The following is a 15,827-nucleotide window of genomic DNA, read 5'->3' as shown; positions in this document are numbered from 1 at the left end:
GCGTAGTGACGATCGTTTGAATCGTACTCTACGTGTGACGTTGCGATTGTAATACCACGCTCACGTTCTTCTGGAGCGTTATCGATGTTAGCGAAGTCTACCTTCTCACCACCGAATACTTCTGCACATACACGAGTAAGTGCTGCTGTTAGTGTTGTTTTGCCGTGGTCAACGTGGCCAATTGTTCCAACGTTAACGTGCGGCTTACTTCTTTCAAACTTTTCTTTTGCCACGGTAATTCCCCTTAGCGTTTAAAGGTTAGTACTTGTTAATAATAACTTCTGCGATGTTTGATGGCGCTTCTGCGTATTTCAAAAACTCCATCGCGTATGTTGCACGGCCTTGCGTCGCAGACCGTAGATCTGTCGCATAACCAAACATTTCTGACAAAGGCACCTCGGCATTGACAACCTTACCTGAAGGACCCTCTTCCATTCCGGAAATAATCCCTCGACGACGGTTAAGATCACCAACAACGTCACCCATGTTTTCTTCCGGCGTCACAACTTCAACTTTCATCATTGGCTCGAGCAGCACTGCACCACCCTCTTCCGCCAACTTTCTAGTTGCCATGCCACCGGCAATTTTGAACGCCATTTCGTTAGAGTCGACATCATGATACGACCCATCGTAAAGCGTTGCTTTAAGACCAAGCAAAGGGTAGCCAGCTAGGACACCATTTTGCATTTGCTCTTCAATACCTTTCTCGACTGCAGGTATGTATTCCTTCGGAACAACACCTCCCACAACCTCATTAATAAACTCCAGGCCTTCTTCACCGTCAGTTCGCGGCTCAAACTTAACGCGAACATGACCGTACTGACCTCGACCACCGGACTGTCGTACAAACTTGCCTTCGATATCACAGTGATTTCTAATTGCTTCGCGGTACGCTACCTGAGGCTTACCAATGTTTGCCTCAACACCGAACTCACGCTTCATTCGATCGACGATAATATCAAGGTGTAGCTCACCCATACCGGAGATAATCGTCTGACCGGTTTCCTCATCAGTCTTAACTCTGAACGACGGATCTTCTTGCGCCAACTTACCGAGCGCCACACCCATCTTCTCTTGATCTGGCTGAGAACGTGGCTCTACAGCAACCGAAATAACGGGCTCTGGAAAATCCATACGCTCCAAAGTAATTCGGTTCTTTGGATCCTGGTCACACAAGGTCTCGCCAGTTGTGACATCTTTAAGACCGATAGCGGCTGCAATATCCCCAGCAAGAACTTCTTTAATCTCTTGACGATCATTTGAATGCATTTGCACCATACGACCAATACGCTCTCTCTTACCCTTGACCGGGTTCCAGACAGCATCGCCCGTCTCAAGCTTTCCAGAATACACACGGAAAAATGTCAATGTTCCAACGAACGGATCGGTCGCAATTTTGAATGCAAGTGCAGCAAATGGCTCGTCATCGCTCGCATTACGCGGCTCTATTTCACCATTCTCAAGTTCACCTTCGATTGCCTTAACCTCAGTCGGTGCTGGCAAATATTCAACAACCGCGTCAAGAACGGCTTGAACACCTTTATTCTTAAAAGCAGAACCGCCCAAGACCGGCACAATCTCATTTGCCAAGGTGCGTCGACGAATACCATCCTTGACTTGCTCTTCAGACAACTCGCCCTCTTCTAAATACAACTCCATGTATTCGTCAGACGCTTCAGCGGCGGCCTCAACGAGAGCTTCGCGGTACAACTCACAATCATCAAGCATGTCAGCTGGAATGTCTTGGTAATCAAAGGTCATCCCTTGATCAGACTCATTCCAAATGATGGCTTTCATTTTTACGAGATCAACGACGCCCTTGAACTCATCTTCAGCACCAATCGTTAACTGAAGCGGGACAGGGTTAGCACCAAGACGATCTTTTAATTGATCCACGACCGACAAATAGTCAGCACCGGTACGATCCATTTTATTTACAAATACCATGCGAGGAACTTGGTATTTGTTGGCTTGACGCCATACGGTCTCTGTTTGCGGCTGCACACCAGACGAGCCACACAACACAACCACAGCACCATCCAATACGCGCAAAGAACGCTCTACCTCAATGGTAAAGTCAACGTGCCCCGGCGTATCAATGATATTAATTCTGAACTGATCGAATTGCTGACGCATACCCGACCAAAAACACGTAGTTGCCGCAGAAGTAATGGTAATGCCGCGCTCTTGTTCCTGCTCCATCCAATCCATGGTAGCTGCACCATCGTGCACCTCACCAATCTTATGAGATAGGCCTGTATAGAATAGAATGCGCTCGGTTGTCGTCGTCTTACCCGCATCAACGTGCGCAACGATCCCGATATTTCTGTAACGGTCTATAGGCGTTTTACGTGCCACTTAACTTTCCTCGTTAATCGCAACAAGCCTGCATATAGCAGGCTTGTTGTTGTACTAAAACGAAAATTTGTTTTAGAAACGGTAGTGCGAAAATGCTTTGTTCGCTTCCGCCATACGGTGTACGTCTTCACGCTTCTTAACCGCTGCACCTTTACCTTCCGCAGCATCAAGAATTTCACCTGCAAGACGTAGAGCCATAGACTTCTCACCACGCTTACGTGAGTACTCTACTAACCAACGCATTGCCAACGCCATTTGGCGAGCCGGACGAACTTCGACTGGAACTTGATAGGTTGCACCACCAACACGACGCGACTTAACCTCAACCATTGGCTGAATAGACTCTAGTGCTTTATCGAAAAGCTCCATAGCGTCTTGGTTAGATTTGCTAGCTACTGTGTCTAGCGCATCGTATACAATTTTTTCTGCCACTGCTTTTTTACCATGAACCATTACGTGGTTAATGAACTTAGCTAGCAGCTGACTTCCAAACTTAGGATCTGGAAGGATCTCGCGTTTCGCGACAACTCTTCTTCTTGGCATGATAAGCCCTCTATTACGTCTAAGGTCTTCAGGTAATTCAGGATAGACCTGACCTTACTCTTACCCCTTAAAATTAAGTTTAAAACTAAGATTATCCTTTAGGACGCTTAGCACCGTACTTCGAACGACCCTGACGACGATCTGCAACGCCAGATGTATCCAAACTACCGCGAACAGTGTGATAACGAACACCCGGAAGGTCTTTAACACGACCACCACGGATAAGAACAACACTGTGCTCCTGAAGGTTGTGGCCTTCACCACCAATGTATGATGTTACTTCGTAGCCGTTTGTTAAACGTACACGACATACTTTACGCAAAGCCGAGTTAGGCTTTTTAGGCGTAGTCGTATAAACACGAGTACAAACACCACGACGCTGCGGACAAGCCTGCAACGCGGGAACGTCACTTTTAGCGACGACACGCTTTCTAGGCTTACGCACCAACTGATTAATAGTTGCCATGCAAGCAAACTCCAATTTTATCTATCAAATTCCCACCCTAAAATAGGGTGCTCTCAAGTCGAGGGGCGCAAGTCTAATTACGCCCCAGCATAGTGTCAAGAAATTTGGTTTATTTTTAACCACATTCCACAACGCTATTTATGACGCACTTTATAGCGCGTCATTTTCCTTGTTTAGCTCTGCGCTTAGCGCCTCTACAACATCTTGTGCAGAAACACCTAAGCCGTCTTCTAAACCAGAACCTTTAGTCTTCTTAGCCTTACGTTCAGCATGGTATGCCAAACCAGTACCAGCTGGGATAAGACGACCAACAACAACGTTCTCTTTAAGACCTCGTAAGAAGTCACGTTTACCAGTCACAGCACCTTCAGTAAGTACACGTGTTGTTTCCTGGAACGATGCAGCTGAGATAAATGACTCAGTAGCAAGCGACGCTTTAGTAATACCTAGCAACTGACGCTCACATTGTGCTGGCATCTTATCGTTTGCATCAGCTTTTTCGTTCTCTTCAAGGAATTGAACGTATTCAACTTGATCACCTTTGATCAAGTCAGTATCACCTGATTGCGTAACTTCTACTTTACGTAGCATCTGACGAACAATTACTTCGATGTGCTTATCGTTAATCACAACGCCCTGCAGACGGTATACGTCTTGCACTTCGTTTGTAATGTACTTAGCAAGCTCAACAACACCTAGAAGACGCAAAATGTCGTGTGGATTTGATGGGCCATCAGAGATCACCTCACCCTTCTCTACACTTTCACCTTCAAACACGTTCATTTGACGATGCTTTGGAATCAATGCTTCATAAGCATCAGATCCGTCTTTAGGTGTTATAACAAGACGCTTCTTACCCTTGGTCTCTTTACCAAAGCTAACCACACCTGAAATCTCAGCAAGAATCGACGATTCTTTTGGCTTACGCGCTTCGAACAAGTCTGCTACGCGCGGTAGACCACCCGTGATGTCACGCGTCTTCGATGATTCCTGAGGAATACGAGCAATGATCTCACCTTGTGTTACTTGATCACCGTCACGCAAAGTCAAACTTGCATTCGCTGGCAAGAACACCTGGAATGGGGTTTCAGTCCCGTCAAGGAATACTGGATTTCCTTTCTCATCAACCAATTGAACCATCGGACGAACATCTTTACCTGATGACGGACGATCTTTTGGATCAATAATCTCTATATTAGATAAGCCAGTTAACTCATCAGTTTGGGTACGAACGGTAATACCTTCTTCCATACCAACAAACTGCGCTTTACCTGCTTGCTCTGTAATGATTGGGTGTGAGTGCGGATCCCACTTAGCTACCACTTGACCAGCATCAACGGTATCGCCGTCTTTCACAGTCAACACAGCACCGTAAGGAAGCTTATAGAACTCACGCTCACGGCCATGTTCATCCGCAACAGAAAGTGCAGAAGAACGTGAGGTAACAACTAAGTTGCCATCGGTACGTTCAATACTCTTCATGTTATTAAGACGTACAGAACCGCCGTGTTTAACCTGAATATTGTCTACTGCAGAAGCTCGCGATGCAGCACCACCGATGTGGAACGTACGCATCGTTAACTGCGTACCTGGCTCGCCAATCGATTGAGCAGCGATAACACCTACCGCCTCACCGCGGTTAACGACGTGACCACGAGCGAGATCGCGACCGTAACACTTCGCACAAATACCATGGCGAGTATCACATGTAATTGCAGAGCGAACCCAAACCTCATCAACACCTGCAGATTCAAGAAGATCAATTTGCTTCTCGTCCAAGAAAGTGCCGCGCGGCATAACTACATCTTCGTCATTACCTGGAGCAAAAACATCCTTCGCAGTGATTCGACCAAGAACACGATCACCAAGTGGCACAACAACGTCGCCACCTTCGATCATTGGCGTCATCAATAGACCTTCTTCAGTACCACAATCATCTTCAGTAACAACAAGGTCTTGAGCAACATCTACAAGACGACGTGTTAAGTAACCAGAGTTCGCTGTTTTCAGTGCAGTATCGGCAAGACCCTTACGTGCACCGTGCGTTGAGATAAAGTACTGAAGTACGTTTAGACCTTCACGGAAATTAGCCGTAATTGGTGTCTCGATGATCGAGCCATCTGGTTTCGCCATCAAGCCACGCATACCTGCTAGCTGACGAATCTGCGCTGCAGAACCACGAGCACCGGAGTCGGCCATCATAAATACTGAGTTAAACGAATCTTGCTGAACCGTATTACCTTCACGGTCAACAACATCATCTTTACCTAAGGTATCCATCATCGCTTTTGCTACCTTATCGTTAGCACGCGACCAAATATCGATAACCTTGTTGTACTTCTCACCGTGCGTTAAAAGACCCGATGCGAATTGATTCTCGATTTCTTTTACTTCAGCGGTCGCTGCATCAATAATCCCTTCTTTCTCATCAGGAATTACAAAGTCATTTACACCGATTGATGAGCCAGAGTATGTCGCCTGAGAGAAACCTAGGTACATCAATTGGTCAGCAAAGATAACGGTGTCTTTAAGACCACAATTACGATATGCAAAGTTGATCAATTTAGAGATCGCCTTCTTAACCATTGGCTGGTTAACCAATGAGAAAGGCAAACCTTTCGGAAGAATTTCAAACAACAAAGCACGGCCTACAGTCGTTTCGACCAATTTGCTCTCGGTAATCAACTGGCCATCGTCATCGAACGTGCTTTCTTCGATACGAACTTTAATCTTCGCCTGCAAGTGAACTTGCTTAGCACCGTATGCACGCTGAACTTCTTTAATGTCCGCGAATACCATGCCTTCACCTTGGGCGTTCACACGATCACGCGTCATGTAGTAAAGACCAAGAACAACGTCCTGTGATGGAACGATAATCGGCTCTCCATTTGCTGGCGACAAGATGTTGTTGGTAGACATCATTAGAGCACGAGCTTCAAGCTGAGCTTCTAAGGTCAATGGAACGTGTACCGCCATTTGGTCACCATCGAAGTCGGCGTTGTATGCCGCACAAACGAGTGGGTGCAACTGAATTGCTTTACCTTCAATCAGAACTGGCTCAAATGCTTGAATACCAAGACGGTGAAGCGTTGGCGCACGGTTTAGCATTACAGGGTGCTCGCGAATCACTTCAGCAAGAATATCCCATACTTCTGCCGTTTCACGCTCAACCATTTTCTTAGCAGCTTTGATCGTTGTAGCAAGGCCACGACTTTCTAACTTCGAGAAGATGAATGGTTTGAATAGCTCAAGTGCCATCTTCTTAGGAAGACCACACTGATGAAGTCGCAGGCTAGGACCAACAACGATTACCGAACGACCAGAATAATCTACACGCTTACCAAGAAGGTTTTGACGGAAACGACCTTGCTTACCTTTGATCATGTCAGCAAGAGATTTCAATGGGCGCTTGTTTGAACCCGTAATCGCGCGACCACGACGACCATTATCAAGCAGTGCATCAACAGATTCTTGAAGCATACGCTTCTCGTTACGAACAATGATATCTGGAGCACTTAACTCAAGTAGACGCTTCAAACGGTTGTTACGGTTGATAACTCGACGATACAAGTCGTTCAAATCAGATGTTGCAAAGCGGCCACCGTCAAGTGGTACTAATGGACGCAAATCTGGTGGAAGAACTGGCAATACATCTAACACCATCCACTCGGGCTTGTTGCCTGAACCGTAGAAAGATTCGATAAGCTTAAGACGCTTAGATAGTTTTTTGATCTTAGTTTCTGAATTAGTCGCTGGAATCTCTTCACGCAAACGATCAATTTCAGACTCAAGATTAATATCTTTAAGAAGAGCTTGGATTGCTTCCGCACCCATTTTAGCATCGAACTCGTCACCGAATTCTTCTAGCGCTTCGTAATACTGCTCATCAGAAAGCAACTGACCACGCTCAAGCGTACTCATGCCTGGATCAATAACAATAAACGATTCAAAGTAGAGAACGCGTTCGATATCACGAAGAGTCATATCTAAAAGCATGCCGATACGTGATGGCAAAGACTTCAAGAACCAAATGTGTGCAACTGGGCTAGCTAGTTCGATGTGACCCATACGATCACGACGCACATTCGCCAACGCGACTTCTACACCACACTTCTCACAGATAACGCCACGATGCTTAAGGCGCTTATATTTTCCACAAAGACATTCGTAGTCTTTGATTGGGCCAAAAATTTTCGCACAGAATAGACCATCACGCTCAGGCTTGAACGTACGGTAGTTGATGGTTTCCGGCTTCTTAACTTCACCATATGACCACGAACGAATCATTTCAGGTGACGACAAACCAATACGAATCGAATCAAATTCTTGAGAGTCGTTTTGGTTTTTCAACAAATTTAATAAATCTTTCATCGCTTGCTCCGGTAGGAGTTATTGTTTGCGGGCTTCATATTTGAATCAGCCCGCGACGCTAATCATTGGGTTATCGACTGACTACTCAGATTCCAACTCGATATCTATACCCAATGAGCGAATTTCTTTGACCAATACGTTGAAGGACTCTGGCATGCCAGGCTCCATACGATGATCGCCATCAACAATGTTTTTGTACATCTTAGTACGACCGTTCACGTCATCCGACTTAACGGTAAGCATTTCCTGCAAGGTATATGCAGCACCATATGCTTCAAGTGCCCATACTTCCATCTCACCGAATCGCTGACCACCAAACTGAGCCTTACCGCCCAATGGCTGCTGCGTAACAAGACTGTATGAACCAGTTGAACGCGCGTGCATCTTGTCGTCAACCAGGTGGTTCAATTTCAGCATGTACATATAACCGACCGTTACAGGGCGATCAAATGCGTCACCAGTACGTCCGTCATACAAAACTGTTTGTCCGCTGTCATCAAGATCAGCTAAACGAAGTAGCTCTTTGATTTCAGACTCTTTCGCGCCATCGAATGCTGGAGTTGCCATAGGAACACCACCGCGAAGGTTGTTCGCCAACTCTAGAATCTCTTTATCAGAGAAGCTGTCTAGCTCTTCTTTCTTGCTTGCAACACCGTTGTAGATTTCACCCAACAAGCCTCGAACTTCGGCGACTTCTTTTTGCTGCTTGATCATAGTATCGATCTTTTGACCAAGACCTTTGGCTGCTGCACCTAAGTGAGTTTCCAAAACCTGACCAACGTTCATACGCGACGGTACACCTAGCGGGTTAAGAACGATATCGACAGGATTACCAAACTCATCGTATGGCATATCTTCAACAGGCATGATGACCGAGATAACACCTTTGTTACCATGACGGCCAGCCATTTTATCACCAGGCTGGATGCGACGTTTAATCGCAACATAAACCTTAACGATCTTGAGTACGCCAGGCGCCAAATCATCACCCGTTTGAAGCTTGCGTTTCTTGACTTCAAAACGCTCTTCGTGCTCTTTCTTACGCTCTTCAAGAGATGCTTCCGCCTTCTCAAGAAGTTCGTTCAAATCGTCATCAGCCAAACGGATCTTAAACCAATCTAACGCTTCAAGGGCTGCCAAATAATCTTGAGAAAGCGTATCGCCCTTCTTAAGACCTGGAGCAGACACAATTGCCTGACCATCTAATGCAGCAGTGAGACGTTCATACGTTGCACCCAACAAGATACGATACTCATCTTTAAGATCCTTACGGAACTTATCAAGCTGTGAGTTTTCGATATCAAGTGCACGCTGATCTTTCTCAACGCCATCACGCGTAAATACCTGAACATCGATAACCGTACCGCGCGTTCCGGTGGATACACGCAATGACGTATCTTTTACGTCTGATGCTTTTTCACCAAAGATCGCACGTAGCAACTTCTCTTCAGGAGTTAATTGCGTTTCACCTTTTGGCGTCACCTTACCAACAAGGATGTCGCCCGGGCCAACCTCAGCACCGATATAAACAATGCCTGATTCATCTAATTTAGATAACGCACTTTCACCAACATTTGGAATATCAGCAGAAATCTCTTCACTACCCAACTTCGTGTCACGCGCAACACACGTTAACTCTTGAATGTGGATAGTTGTGAAGCGATCTTCTTGCACAACTCGCTCAGATACTAGAATCGAGTCTTCGAAGTTGTAACCGTTCCAAGGCATGAATGCGATACGCATATTCTGACCTAGCGCCAGCTCACCCATATCTACTGAAGGGCCGTCTGCCATCACGTCACCACGCGCAACAGAGTCACCTTGACGCACAAGTGGCTTTTGGTTGATGCAAGTATTTTGGTTAGAACGTACATACTTAGTTAGGTTGTAGATATCTACGCCTGCGTCGCCCGCGTCTACCTCGTCATCATGAACCCGAACAACGATACGACCAGCGTCAACGCTCTCAATAACACCGCCACGATCAGCCACGACACAAACACCTGAGTCTTGCGCCACGATGCGCTCGATACCGGTACCAACAAGAGGCTTATCAGAACGTAATGTAGGAACTGCCTGACGCTGCATGTTCGAGCCCATCAATGCACGGTTCGCATCGTCGTGCTCTAAAAATGGGATAAGTGATGCCGCAACAGATACAACCTGACGTGGTGACACGTCCATGTAATTAACTTTTTCTGGAGGCATTACTGTGGTTTCGTTCTTATGACGAACAGTTACCAATTCTTCTGTAAGGTTATTTCCATCATCAACAACAGCGCTTGCCTGTGCGATAACATAACCACTTTCTTCGATTGCAGATAAGTATTCGATTTCGTCGGTAACATGACCATCAACAACTTTACGATAAGGCGACTCAAGGAAACCATATGAGTTAGTACGCGCATAAGTTGCTAACGAGTTGATCAAACCGATGTTCGGACCTTCAGGCGTTTCGATTGGACAAACACGACCATAGTGAGTCGGGTGTACGTCACGTACTTCGAAGCCTGCACGCTCACGCGTCAAGCCACCTGGGCCAAGCGCAGATACACGACGCTTATGCGTTACCTCAGATAGAGGGTTGTTTTGGTCCATGAACTGAGACAACTGGCTAGAACCAAAGAACTCTTTGACTGCTGCAGCAACTGGTTTTGCATTAATTAAATCTTGTGGCATCAAGCCATCAGACTCAGCCATACTCAAGCGCTCACGTACAGCTCGCTCAACACGCACAAGACCTACGCGGAATTGGTTTTCAGCCATTTCACCAACAGAACGGATACGTCGGTTGCCAAGGTGATCGATATCATCAACTTCGCCTTTACCATTACGAATGTCGATCAAGGTACGCAACACATCGATAATATCTTGATTATCAAGAACGCCTTCGCCCGTCTCTTCAGCTCTTCCAAGACGACGATTGAACTTCATACGGCCAACTGCCGAAAGATCATAGCGCTCAGATGTAAAGAACAGGTTACCGAATAAATTCTCAGCAGACTCTTTAGTCGGTGGTTCGCCTGGGCGCATCATACGATAGATTTCTACCAAGGCTTCTAATTGAGTATTCGTAGGGTCAATACGCAAGGTATCAGAGATAAACGAGCCACAATCAAGTTCGTTAGTGTAGAGCGTCTCAATGCTTTCGATACCCGCCGCAACTAATGCATCAACGACTTCTTCTGTAATTTCTGTATTACAGCTAGCAACTAGCTCACCAGTGTCTTCATTGATGATGTCTTTCGCTAATACCTTGCCGTATAGGTATTCTTTAGGAACTTCAAGCGCGCCGCCTAATTTCTCAAGCTTGCGAATTTGCTTGGCGTTAACTCGACGCCCTTCTTCAACAATCACTTCACCGTCAGGATCTTTGATGTCAAACGTTGCGATTTCGCCACGCAAACGTGAAGGAACAAGTTCGAGTTTGAAGCTGTCTGCTGACAATTCAAAACGACCAGTGTCGAAGAACATATCCAAGATCTCTTGCGAGCTTAGACCTAGAGCACGCATCAAGATTGTTGCTGGAAGCTTACGACGACGGTCAATACGAACGAACACGTTGTCATTTGGATCGAATTCGAAGTCTAACCAAGAACCACGATATGGAATCACTCGAGCACTATGAAGCAACTTGCCTGATGAGTGAGTTTTACCTTTATCGTGATCGAAGAACACACCTGGAGAACGATGTAACTGAGAAACAATTACACGCTCAGTACCGTTTACAACGAATGTACCGTTATCGGTCATCAAAGGCATTTCGCCCATGTAAACTTCTTGTTCTTTGATGTCTTTAATCGCGCGATTTGAAGACTCTTTGTCATAAATGATTAAACGAACTTTAACGCGCAGAGGAGCAGCGTAAGTCACGCCACGCAAAATACACTCTTTAACGTCAAACGCCGGCTCGCCAAGACGATAGCTTACGTATTCCAACGCAGCGTTGCCGGAAAAACTAACAATCGGAAAAACAGACTTAAACGCTGCGTGCAAGCCAAGATCATCGCGCCCTGCAGCCTCAACGCCTTCCTGTAGAAAGCTTCTATAAGAGTCTATTTGAATAGACAGAAGATATGGCACATCCATTACAGTCGGCAAAGTGCCGAATTCTTTACGAATACGCTTTTTCTCTGTATACGAGTAGGTCATCTGTATTCCCCAGTTATGACAAAAGGTCTGAAATCTAACTAACAATGAAACTTCGTGTCGGCATCATTTGCTAGTGCAGGGCTTCGCCCTGAAGGTCTCCTAGTACATAGGAGTAATGCTTTCTTTAACAACGGAAAAAGGCCGGGAGTATAAAATACCACCGGCCAGTTCCGTCAGAGGACTAGTGAGCAATTGTTGCTCAAGCCACTATTCAAGGAATAGTTACTTGATTTCAACAGATGCGCCAGCTTCCTCAAGCTCTTTCTTAGCTGCTTCAGCGTCGTCTTTGCTAACGCCTTCTTTAACAGTTGAAGGAGCACCGTCAACCATTGCTTTCGCTTCTTTAAGGCCAAGACCTGTAAGACCGCGAACAGCTTTGATTACGTTAACTTTCTTATCGCCAGCACCAGCTAGGATAACGTCGAATTCAGTTTGCTCAGCTGCTGCTGCGCCGCCTTCTGCTGCTGCTGCTGGAGCTGCTGCTACAGCTGCTGCTGCAGAAACACCAAACTTCTCTTCCATTGCTTCAACAAGCTCGACAACGTCCATTACGCTCATTTCAGCAATTGCATTTAAAATATCGTCTTTAGATAGAGCCATGACTCACATCTCCTAAATAAAATTAATAACCAAAAATAAAATTAGGCTGCTTCTTTCTTCTGATCGCGAACTGCAGCAACTGCACGTGTAACTTTCGAAGGAACTTCGTTGAAAGTACGAGCAAGTTTTGTAATCGGTGCTTGAATAACACCAGCCAACATGGCCAATGCTTGATCGCGCGTTGGCAATTTCGCCAAACGATCGATCTGATCTGCACCTAACAGTTCACCACCAACAGCTAGCGCTTTAATTTCGAATGCTTCTTTCTCTTTAGCGAAGTCTTTCAACAAGCGCGCTGCCGCACCTGGATCTTCAAGAGAGAACGCAAGAATTGTTGGACCAACAAATGCTTCTTGCATACATTCAAATTCAGTACCTTCTACAGCTTTGCGAGCAAGCGTGTTACGAACGATTCGTAAGTAAACGCCTTCTGCACGAGCTTTAGCACGCAAACCAGTCATGTCGTTTGAATCAACGCCATGATAGTCAGCAAGTACTGCGGATAAAGCACCGCCAGCAACCTCGTTGACTTCAGCGACAATCGCTTTTTTGTCTTCGAGTCCAATTGCCATTGGTATTCTCCTCAACAAGGCCGGACAAAAAGCCGGCCAGCCATTTACACCCTTTCGGGCAACCTCTACGGCGTGAGGACACTCATTTAAGAGAGTCACACCGTCTGCGCAGGAAATTAAGCCACTCGATCATTCACGTGACACCTGCGGTCTTGGACCGCCTGGGGCATACACCCCCGACTCCAAATTTTTGCGCCTAAGCGCGCCTCCAAATCTTAGATAGATACAGAAGCTTGATCGATCAATAGACCTGGGCCCATTGTTGAAGAAAGAGTAACTTTCTTCAAATAAACACCTTTAGCTGCTGCAGGCTTAGCCTTCTTAAGGTCGGCCAATAGCGCTTCAAGATTTTGCTTGATTGCATCAGCAGAGAACTCAACATTACCCACGATAGCGTGGATGATGCCGTTCTTGTCAGTACGGTAACGAACCTGACCAGCTTTTGCATTTTTAACAGCAGTCTCTACATCAGGAGTAACTGTGCCAACTTTTGGGTTTGGCATAAGGCCACGAGGACCAAGAACCTGACCCAACTGACCTACAACACGCATCGCATCTGGAGATGCAACAACTACGTCGAAGTCCAAGTTGCCAGCTTTCACTTGCTCAGCAAGATCATCCATACCGACCACATCAGCGCCTGCAGCTTTTGCTTTTTCTGCATTCTCGCCTTGCGTGAACACAGCAACGCGAACCGACTTACCTGTACCATTTGGAAGAACAGTCGAACCACGAACAGCCTGGTCAGATTTACGTGCATCAACACCAAGGTTAACTGATACATCGATTGATTCGTTGAACTTAACTTGAGATGAAAGCTCTGCTAATACCGCAACAGCTTCTTCAACTGAATATGCTTTACCAGCTTCTACTTTCTCAGCGATTAACTTTTGACGTTTAGTTAGCTTTGCCATTAGTTAACACCCTCCGTGTTCAAACCCATGCTACGAGCAGTACCTGCAATGATGCGAACAGCAGCGTCCATATCAGCAGCAGTCAAATCTGGCTCTTTTGTTTTTGCAATTTCTTCTAATTGCGCACGAGTAACAGTTCCAACTTTTTCAGTATTTGGACGGCCACTACCACTCTTGATACCTGCAGCCTTCTTAAGAAGAACAGCCGCTGGCGGAGTTTTCATGATAAAAGTGAAGCTCTTATCATTGTAAACGGTAATAACCACTGGAACTGGAAGACCTGGCTCCATGCTACCAGTCTGAGCATTGAACGCTTTACAGAATTCCATGATGTTCACACCGTGCTGACCTAGAGCAGGACCAACCGGTGGACTTGGGTTTGCTTGACCAGCTGCGATTTGCAACTTGATATAAGCATCAATTTTCTTAGCCATTTTATCTCCTATGGGTACAAACGCTCTTATCGAGCTCCCCGAACAGACACGAAAAGCCCATCCCGCCTACGCGAAATGAGCATTTGGATATTTATGACCTTAAATTAGATTAGTCTTTCTCGACCTGACTAAACTCAAGATCAACAGGCGTTGAACGCCCAAAAATAAGAACAGCCACTTTAACACGACTCTTCTCATAATCCACTTCTTCAACGACACCATTGAAGTCAGCAAACGGACCGTCGATAACTCGAACAACTTCGCCTGCTTCGAATAATGTTTTCGGACGAGGAGATTCCGCACCTGTCTCGATTTTTTGCAAGATAGCCTGAGCCTCGCGATCACTAATTGGCACTGGACGTTCAGCCGTACCACCAATAAAACCCATCACACGTGGCGTTGACTTAACCAAGTGCCACGCCTCATCATCCATATCCATTTGAACAAGCACATAACCCGGATAGAATTTACGCTCACTTTTACGCTTCTTGCCATCTCTCATTTCTACCACTTCTTCAGTAGGAACAAGAATATCACCAAACTTTTCTTCTAAGCCTTTCAGCGCCACCTGCTCTTGCAACGAGCGCATAACATGCTTCTCGTATCCAGAATAAGCATGCACAACATACCAAGCCTTAGACATCAATTATCTCCCTACTATCCGATTACCGAAGAAATGACCCAACCAATAAGTGAGTCTACACCCCACAAAACAAGAGCAACAACCAACACAAAAACCACTACCATAAATGTTGTTTGTATAAGCTCAGGGCGCGTCGGCCAGACAACCTTGCGAATTTCAGTCTTCGCTTCGGACACTAGCGCAGAAAACTGCTTACCTTTAGTCGTTTGTAATGCCACCCAACCAGCAACAACAGCAAGAACCAATAACGCGATAACGCGATACAGCAACGACTCAGCTGAGAAATAATAGTTTCCGACAACACCGGCAGCCACTATGCTTAGCGCAACAATCCACTTTACCGAATCTAACGCTGCGTTCTCTTTTTCAAGCTTTGCATTCATATTGATACTTACTAACTTCTGGCTAAAAAGTGGCAGGCCAGGAGGGAATCGAACCCCCAACCTGCGGTTTTGGAGACCGCTGCTCTGCCAATTGAGCTACTGGCCTAACAAAAGAAGGCAGACAACCCACCTTCTTTTATAATCGAGTATTACTCGATGATTTTCGCTACAACGCCCGCACCTACTGTACGACCGCCTTCACGAATTGCGAAACGCAAACCTTCTTCCATCGCGATTGGCGCGATCAATTCTGCAGAAAGCTGTACGTTATCGCCAGGCATTACCATTTCAACGCCTTCTGGAAGCTCACATGCACCCGTTACGTCCGTAGTACGGAAGTAGAACTGTGGACGGTAGCCTTTGAAGAATGGCGTGTGACGACCACCTTCAT

Annotated in this window: 12 protein-coding genes, 1 tRNA gene and 1 pseudogene; all 14 read right to left on the bottom strand. The window is 46.0% G+C overall.

Features of this window, described 5'->3' with window-relative positions:
• Positions 1-233 (bottom strand): GTP-binding protein (locus tag A3762_RS06950; protein WP_231878755.1); only part of this gene is annotated, 233 nt, incomplete at its 3' end.
• 25 nt (positions 234-258) lie between these two features.
• Positions 259-2,358: an elongation factor G gene (gene fusA / locus A3762_RS06945; protein ID WP_068473061.1), complete on the bottom strand. Its 2,100-nt coding sequence runs from the start codon at positions 2,356-2,358 to the stop codon at positions 259-261.
• A gap of 72 nt (positions 2,359-2,430) precedes the next feature.
• On the bottom strand, positions 2,431-2,901 hold the full coding sequence (gene rpsG / locus A3762_RS06940) for a 30S ribosomal protein S7 (protein WP_068473058.1): 471 nt from the start codon (positions 2,899-2,901) through the stop codon (positions 2,431-2,433).
• A gap of 91 nt (positions 2,902-2,992) precedes the next feature.
• Positions 2,993-3,367 (bottom strand): 30S ribosomal protein S12, encoded by a 375-nt coding sequence (gene rpsL / locus A3762_RS06935; RefSeq protein ID WP_068456027.1) that lies wholly within the window; start codon positions 3,365-3,367, stop codon positions 2,993-2,995.
• Positions 3,368-3,517: 150 nt separating this feature from the next.
• Entirely contained in the window at positions 3,518-7,738 is a 4,221-nt protein-coding gene (gene rpoC / locus A3762_RS06930; protein WP_068473055.1) for a DNA-directed RNA polymerase subunit beta', read from the bottom strand.
• 81 nt (positions 7,739-7,819) lie between these two features.
• The gene (rpoB, locus tag A3762_RS06925; protein ID WP_068754666.1) at positions 7,820-11,890 is read right to left on the bottom strand and encodes a DNA-directed RNA polymerase subunit beta; all 4,071 of its coding nucleotides are present in this window, start codon (positions 11,888-11,890) and stop codon (positions 7,820-7,822) included.
• 222 nt (positions 11,891-12,112) lie between these two features.
• The gene (gene rplL / locus A3762_RS06920) at positions 12,113-12,490 is read right to left on the bottom strand and encodes a 50S ribosomal protein L7/L12 (RefSeq protein WP_068500995.1); all 378 of its coding nucleotides are present in this window, start codon (positions 12,488-12,490) and stop codon (positions 12,113-12,115) included.
• Positions 12,491-12,531: 41 nt separating this feature from the next.
• Positions 12,532-13,062, bottom strand: coding sequence for a 50S ribosomal protein L10 (rplJ, locus tag A3762_RS06915; RefSeq protein WP_068473044.1), 531 nt, complete (start codon positions 13,060-13,062; stop codon positions 12,532-12,534).
• 215 nt (positions 13,063-13,277) lie between these two features.
• Entirely contained in the window at positions 13,278-13,976 is a 699-nt protein-coding gene (gene rplA / locus A3762_RS06910) for a 50S ribosomal protein L1 (protein ID WP_068754664.1), read from the bottom strand.
• The gene (gene rplK, locus A3762_RS06905) at positions 13,976-14,410 is read right to left on the bottom strand and encodes a 50S ribosomal protein L11 (RefSeq protein ID WP_068473037.1); all 435 of its coding nucleotides are present in this window, start codon (positions 14,408-14,410) and stop codon (positions 13,976-13,978) included. The genes rplA and rplK overlap by 1 nt, the downstream gene beginning before the upstream one ends.
• Positions 14,411-14,519: 109 nt before the next feature.
• Positions 14,520-15,053: a transcription termination/antitermination protein NusG gene (gene nusG, locus A3762_RS06900; protein ID WP_068754662.1), complete on the bottom strand. Its 534-nt coding sequence runs from the start codon at positions 15,051-15,053 to the stop codon at positions 14,520-14,522.
• A gap of 14 nt (positions 15,054-15,067) precedes the next feature.
• A complete protein-coding gene (gene secE / locus A3762_RS06895; protein WP_068473030.1) occupies positions 15,068-15,436 on the bottom strand; it encodes a preprotein translocase subunit SecE in 369 nt (122 codons plus the stop codon).
• Positions 15,437-15,466: 30 nt separating this feature from the next.
• Positions 15,467-15,542 (bottom strand) — tRNA-Trp (locus A3762_RS06890).
• A 43-nt stretch (positions 15,543-15,585) separates the two neighbouring features.
• A pseudogene (tuf, locus tag A3762_RS06885) lies at positions 15,586-15,827 on the bottom strand (elongation factor Tu); the annotation flags it as partial.

Source organism: Oleiphilus sp. HI0125 (assembly GCF_001635355.1).
Note: the sequence above shows the minus strand (reverse complement) of the source record. Positions and strands in the feature narration are given on the sequence as shown.

Coding starts and splice junctions, on each gene's coding strand:
- rpsG (WP_068473058.1), bottom strand. CDS start 2,901: ATGCCAAGAAGAAGAGTTGTCGCGAAACGCGAGATCCTTCCAGATCCT.
- rpsL (WP_068456027.1), bottom strand. CDS start 3,367: ATGGCAACTATTAATCAGTTGGTGCGTAAGCCTAGAAAGCGTGTCGTC.
- rpoC (WP_068473055.1), bottom strand. CDS start 7,738: ATGAAAGATTTATTAAATTTGTTGAAAAACCAAAACGACTCTCAAGAA.
- rpoB (WP_068754666.1), bottom strand. CDS start 11,890: ATGACCTACTCGTATACAGAGAAAAAGCGTATTCGTAAAGAATTCGGC.
- rplL (WP_068500995.1), bottom strand. CDS start 12,490: ATGGCTCTATCTAAAGACGATATTTTAAATGCAATTGCTGAAATGAGC.
- rplJ (WP_068473044.1), bottom strand. CDS start 13,062: ATGGCAATTGGACTCGAAGACAAAAAAGCGATTGTCGCTGAAGTCAAC.
- rplA (WP_068754664.1), bottom strand. CDS start 13,976: ATGGCAAAGCTAACTAAACGTCAAAAGTTAATCGCTGAGAAAGTAGAA.
- rplK (WP_068473037.1), bottom strand. CDS start 14,410: ATGGCTAAGAAAATTGATGCTTATATCAAGTTGCAAATCGCAGCTGGT.
- nusG (WP_068754662.1), bottom strand. CDS start 15,053: ATGTCTAAGGCTTGGTATGTTGTGCATGCTTATTCTGGATACGAGAAG.
- secE (WP_068473030.1), bottom strand. CDS start 15,436: ATGAATGCAAAGCTTGAAAAAGAGAACGCAGCGTTAGATTCGGTAAAG.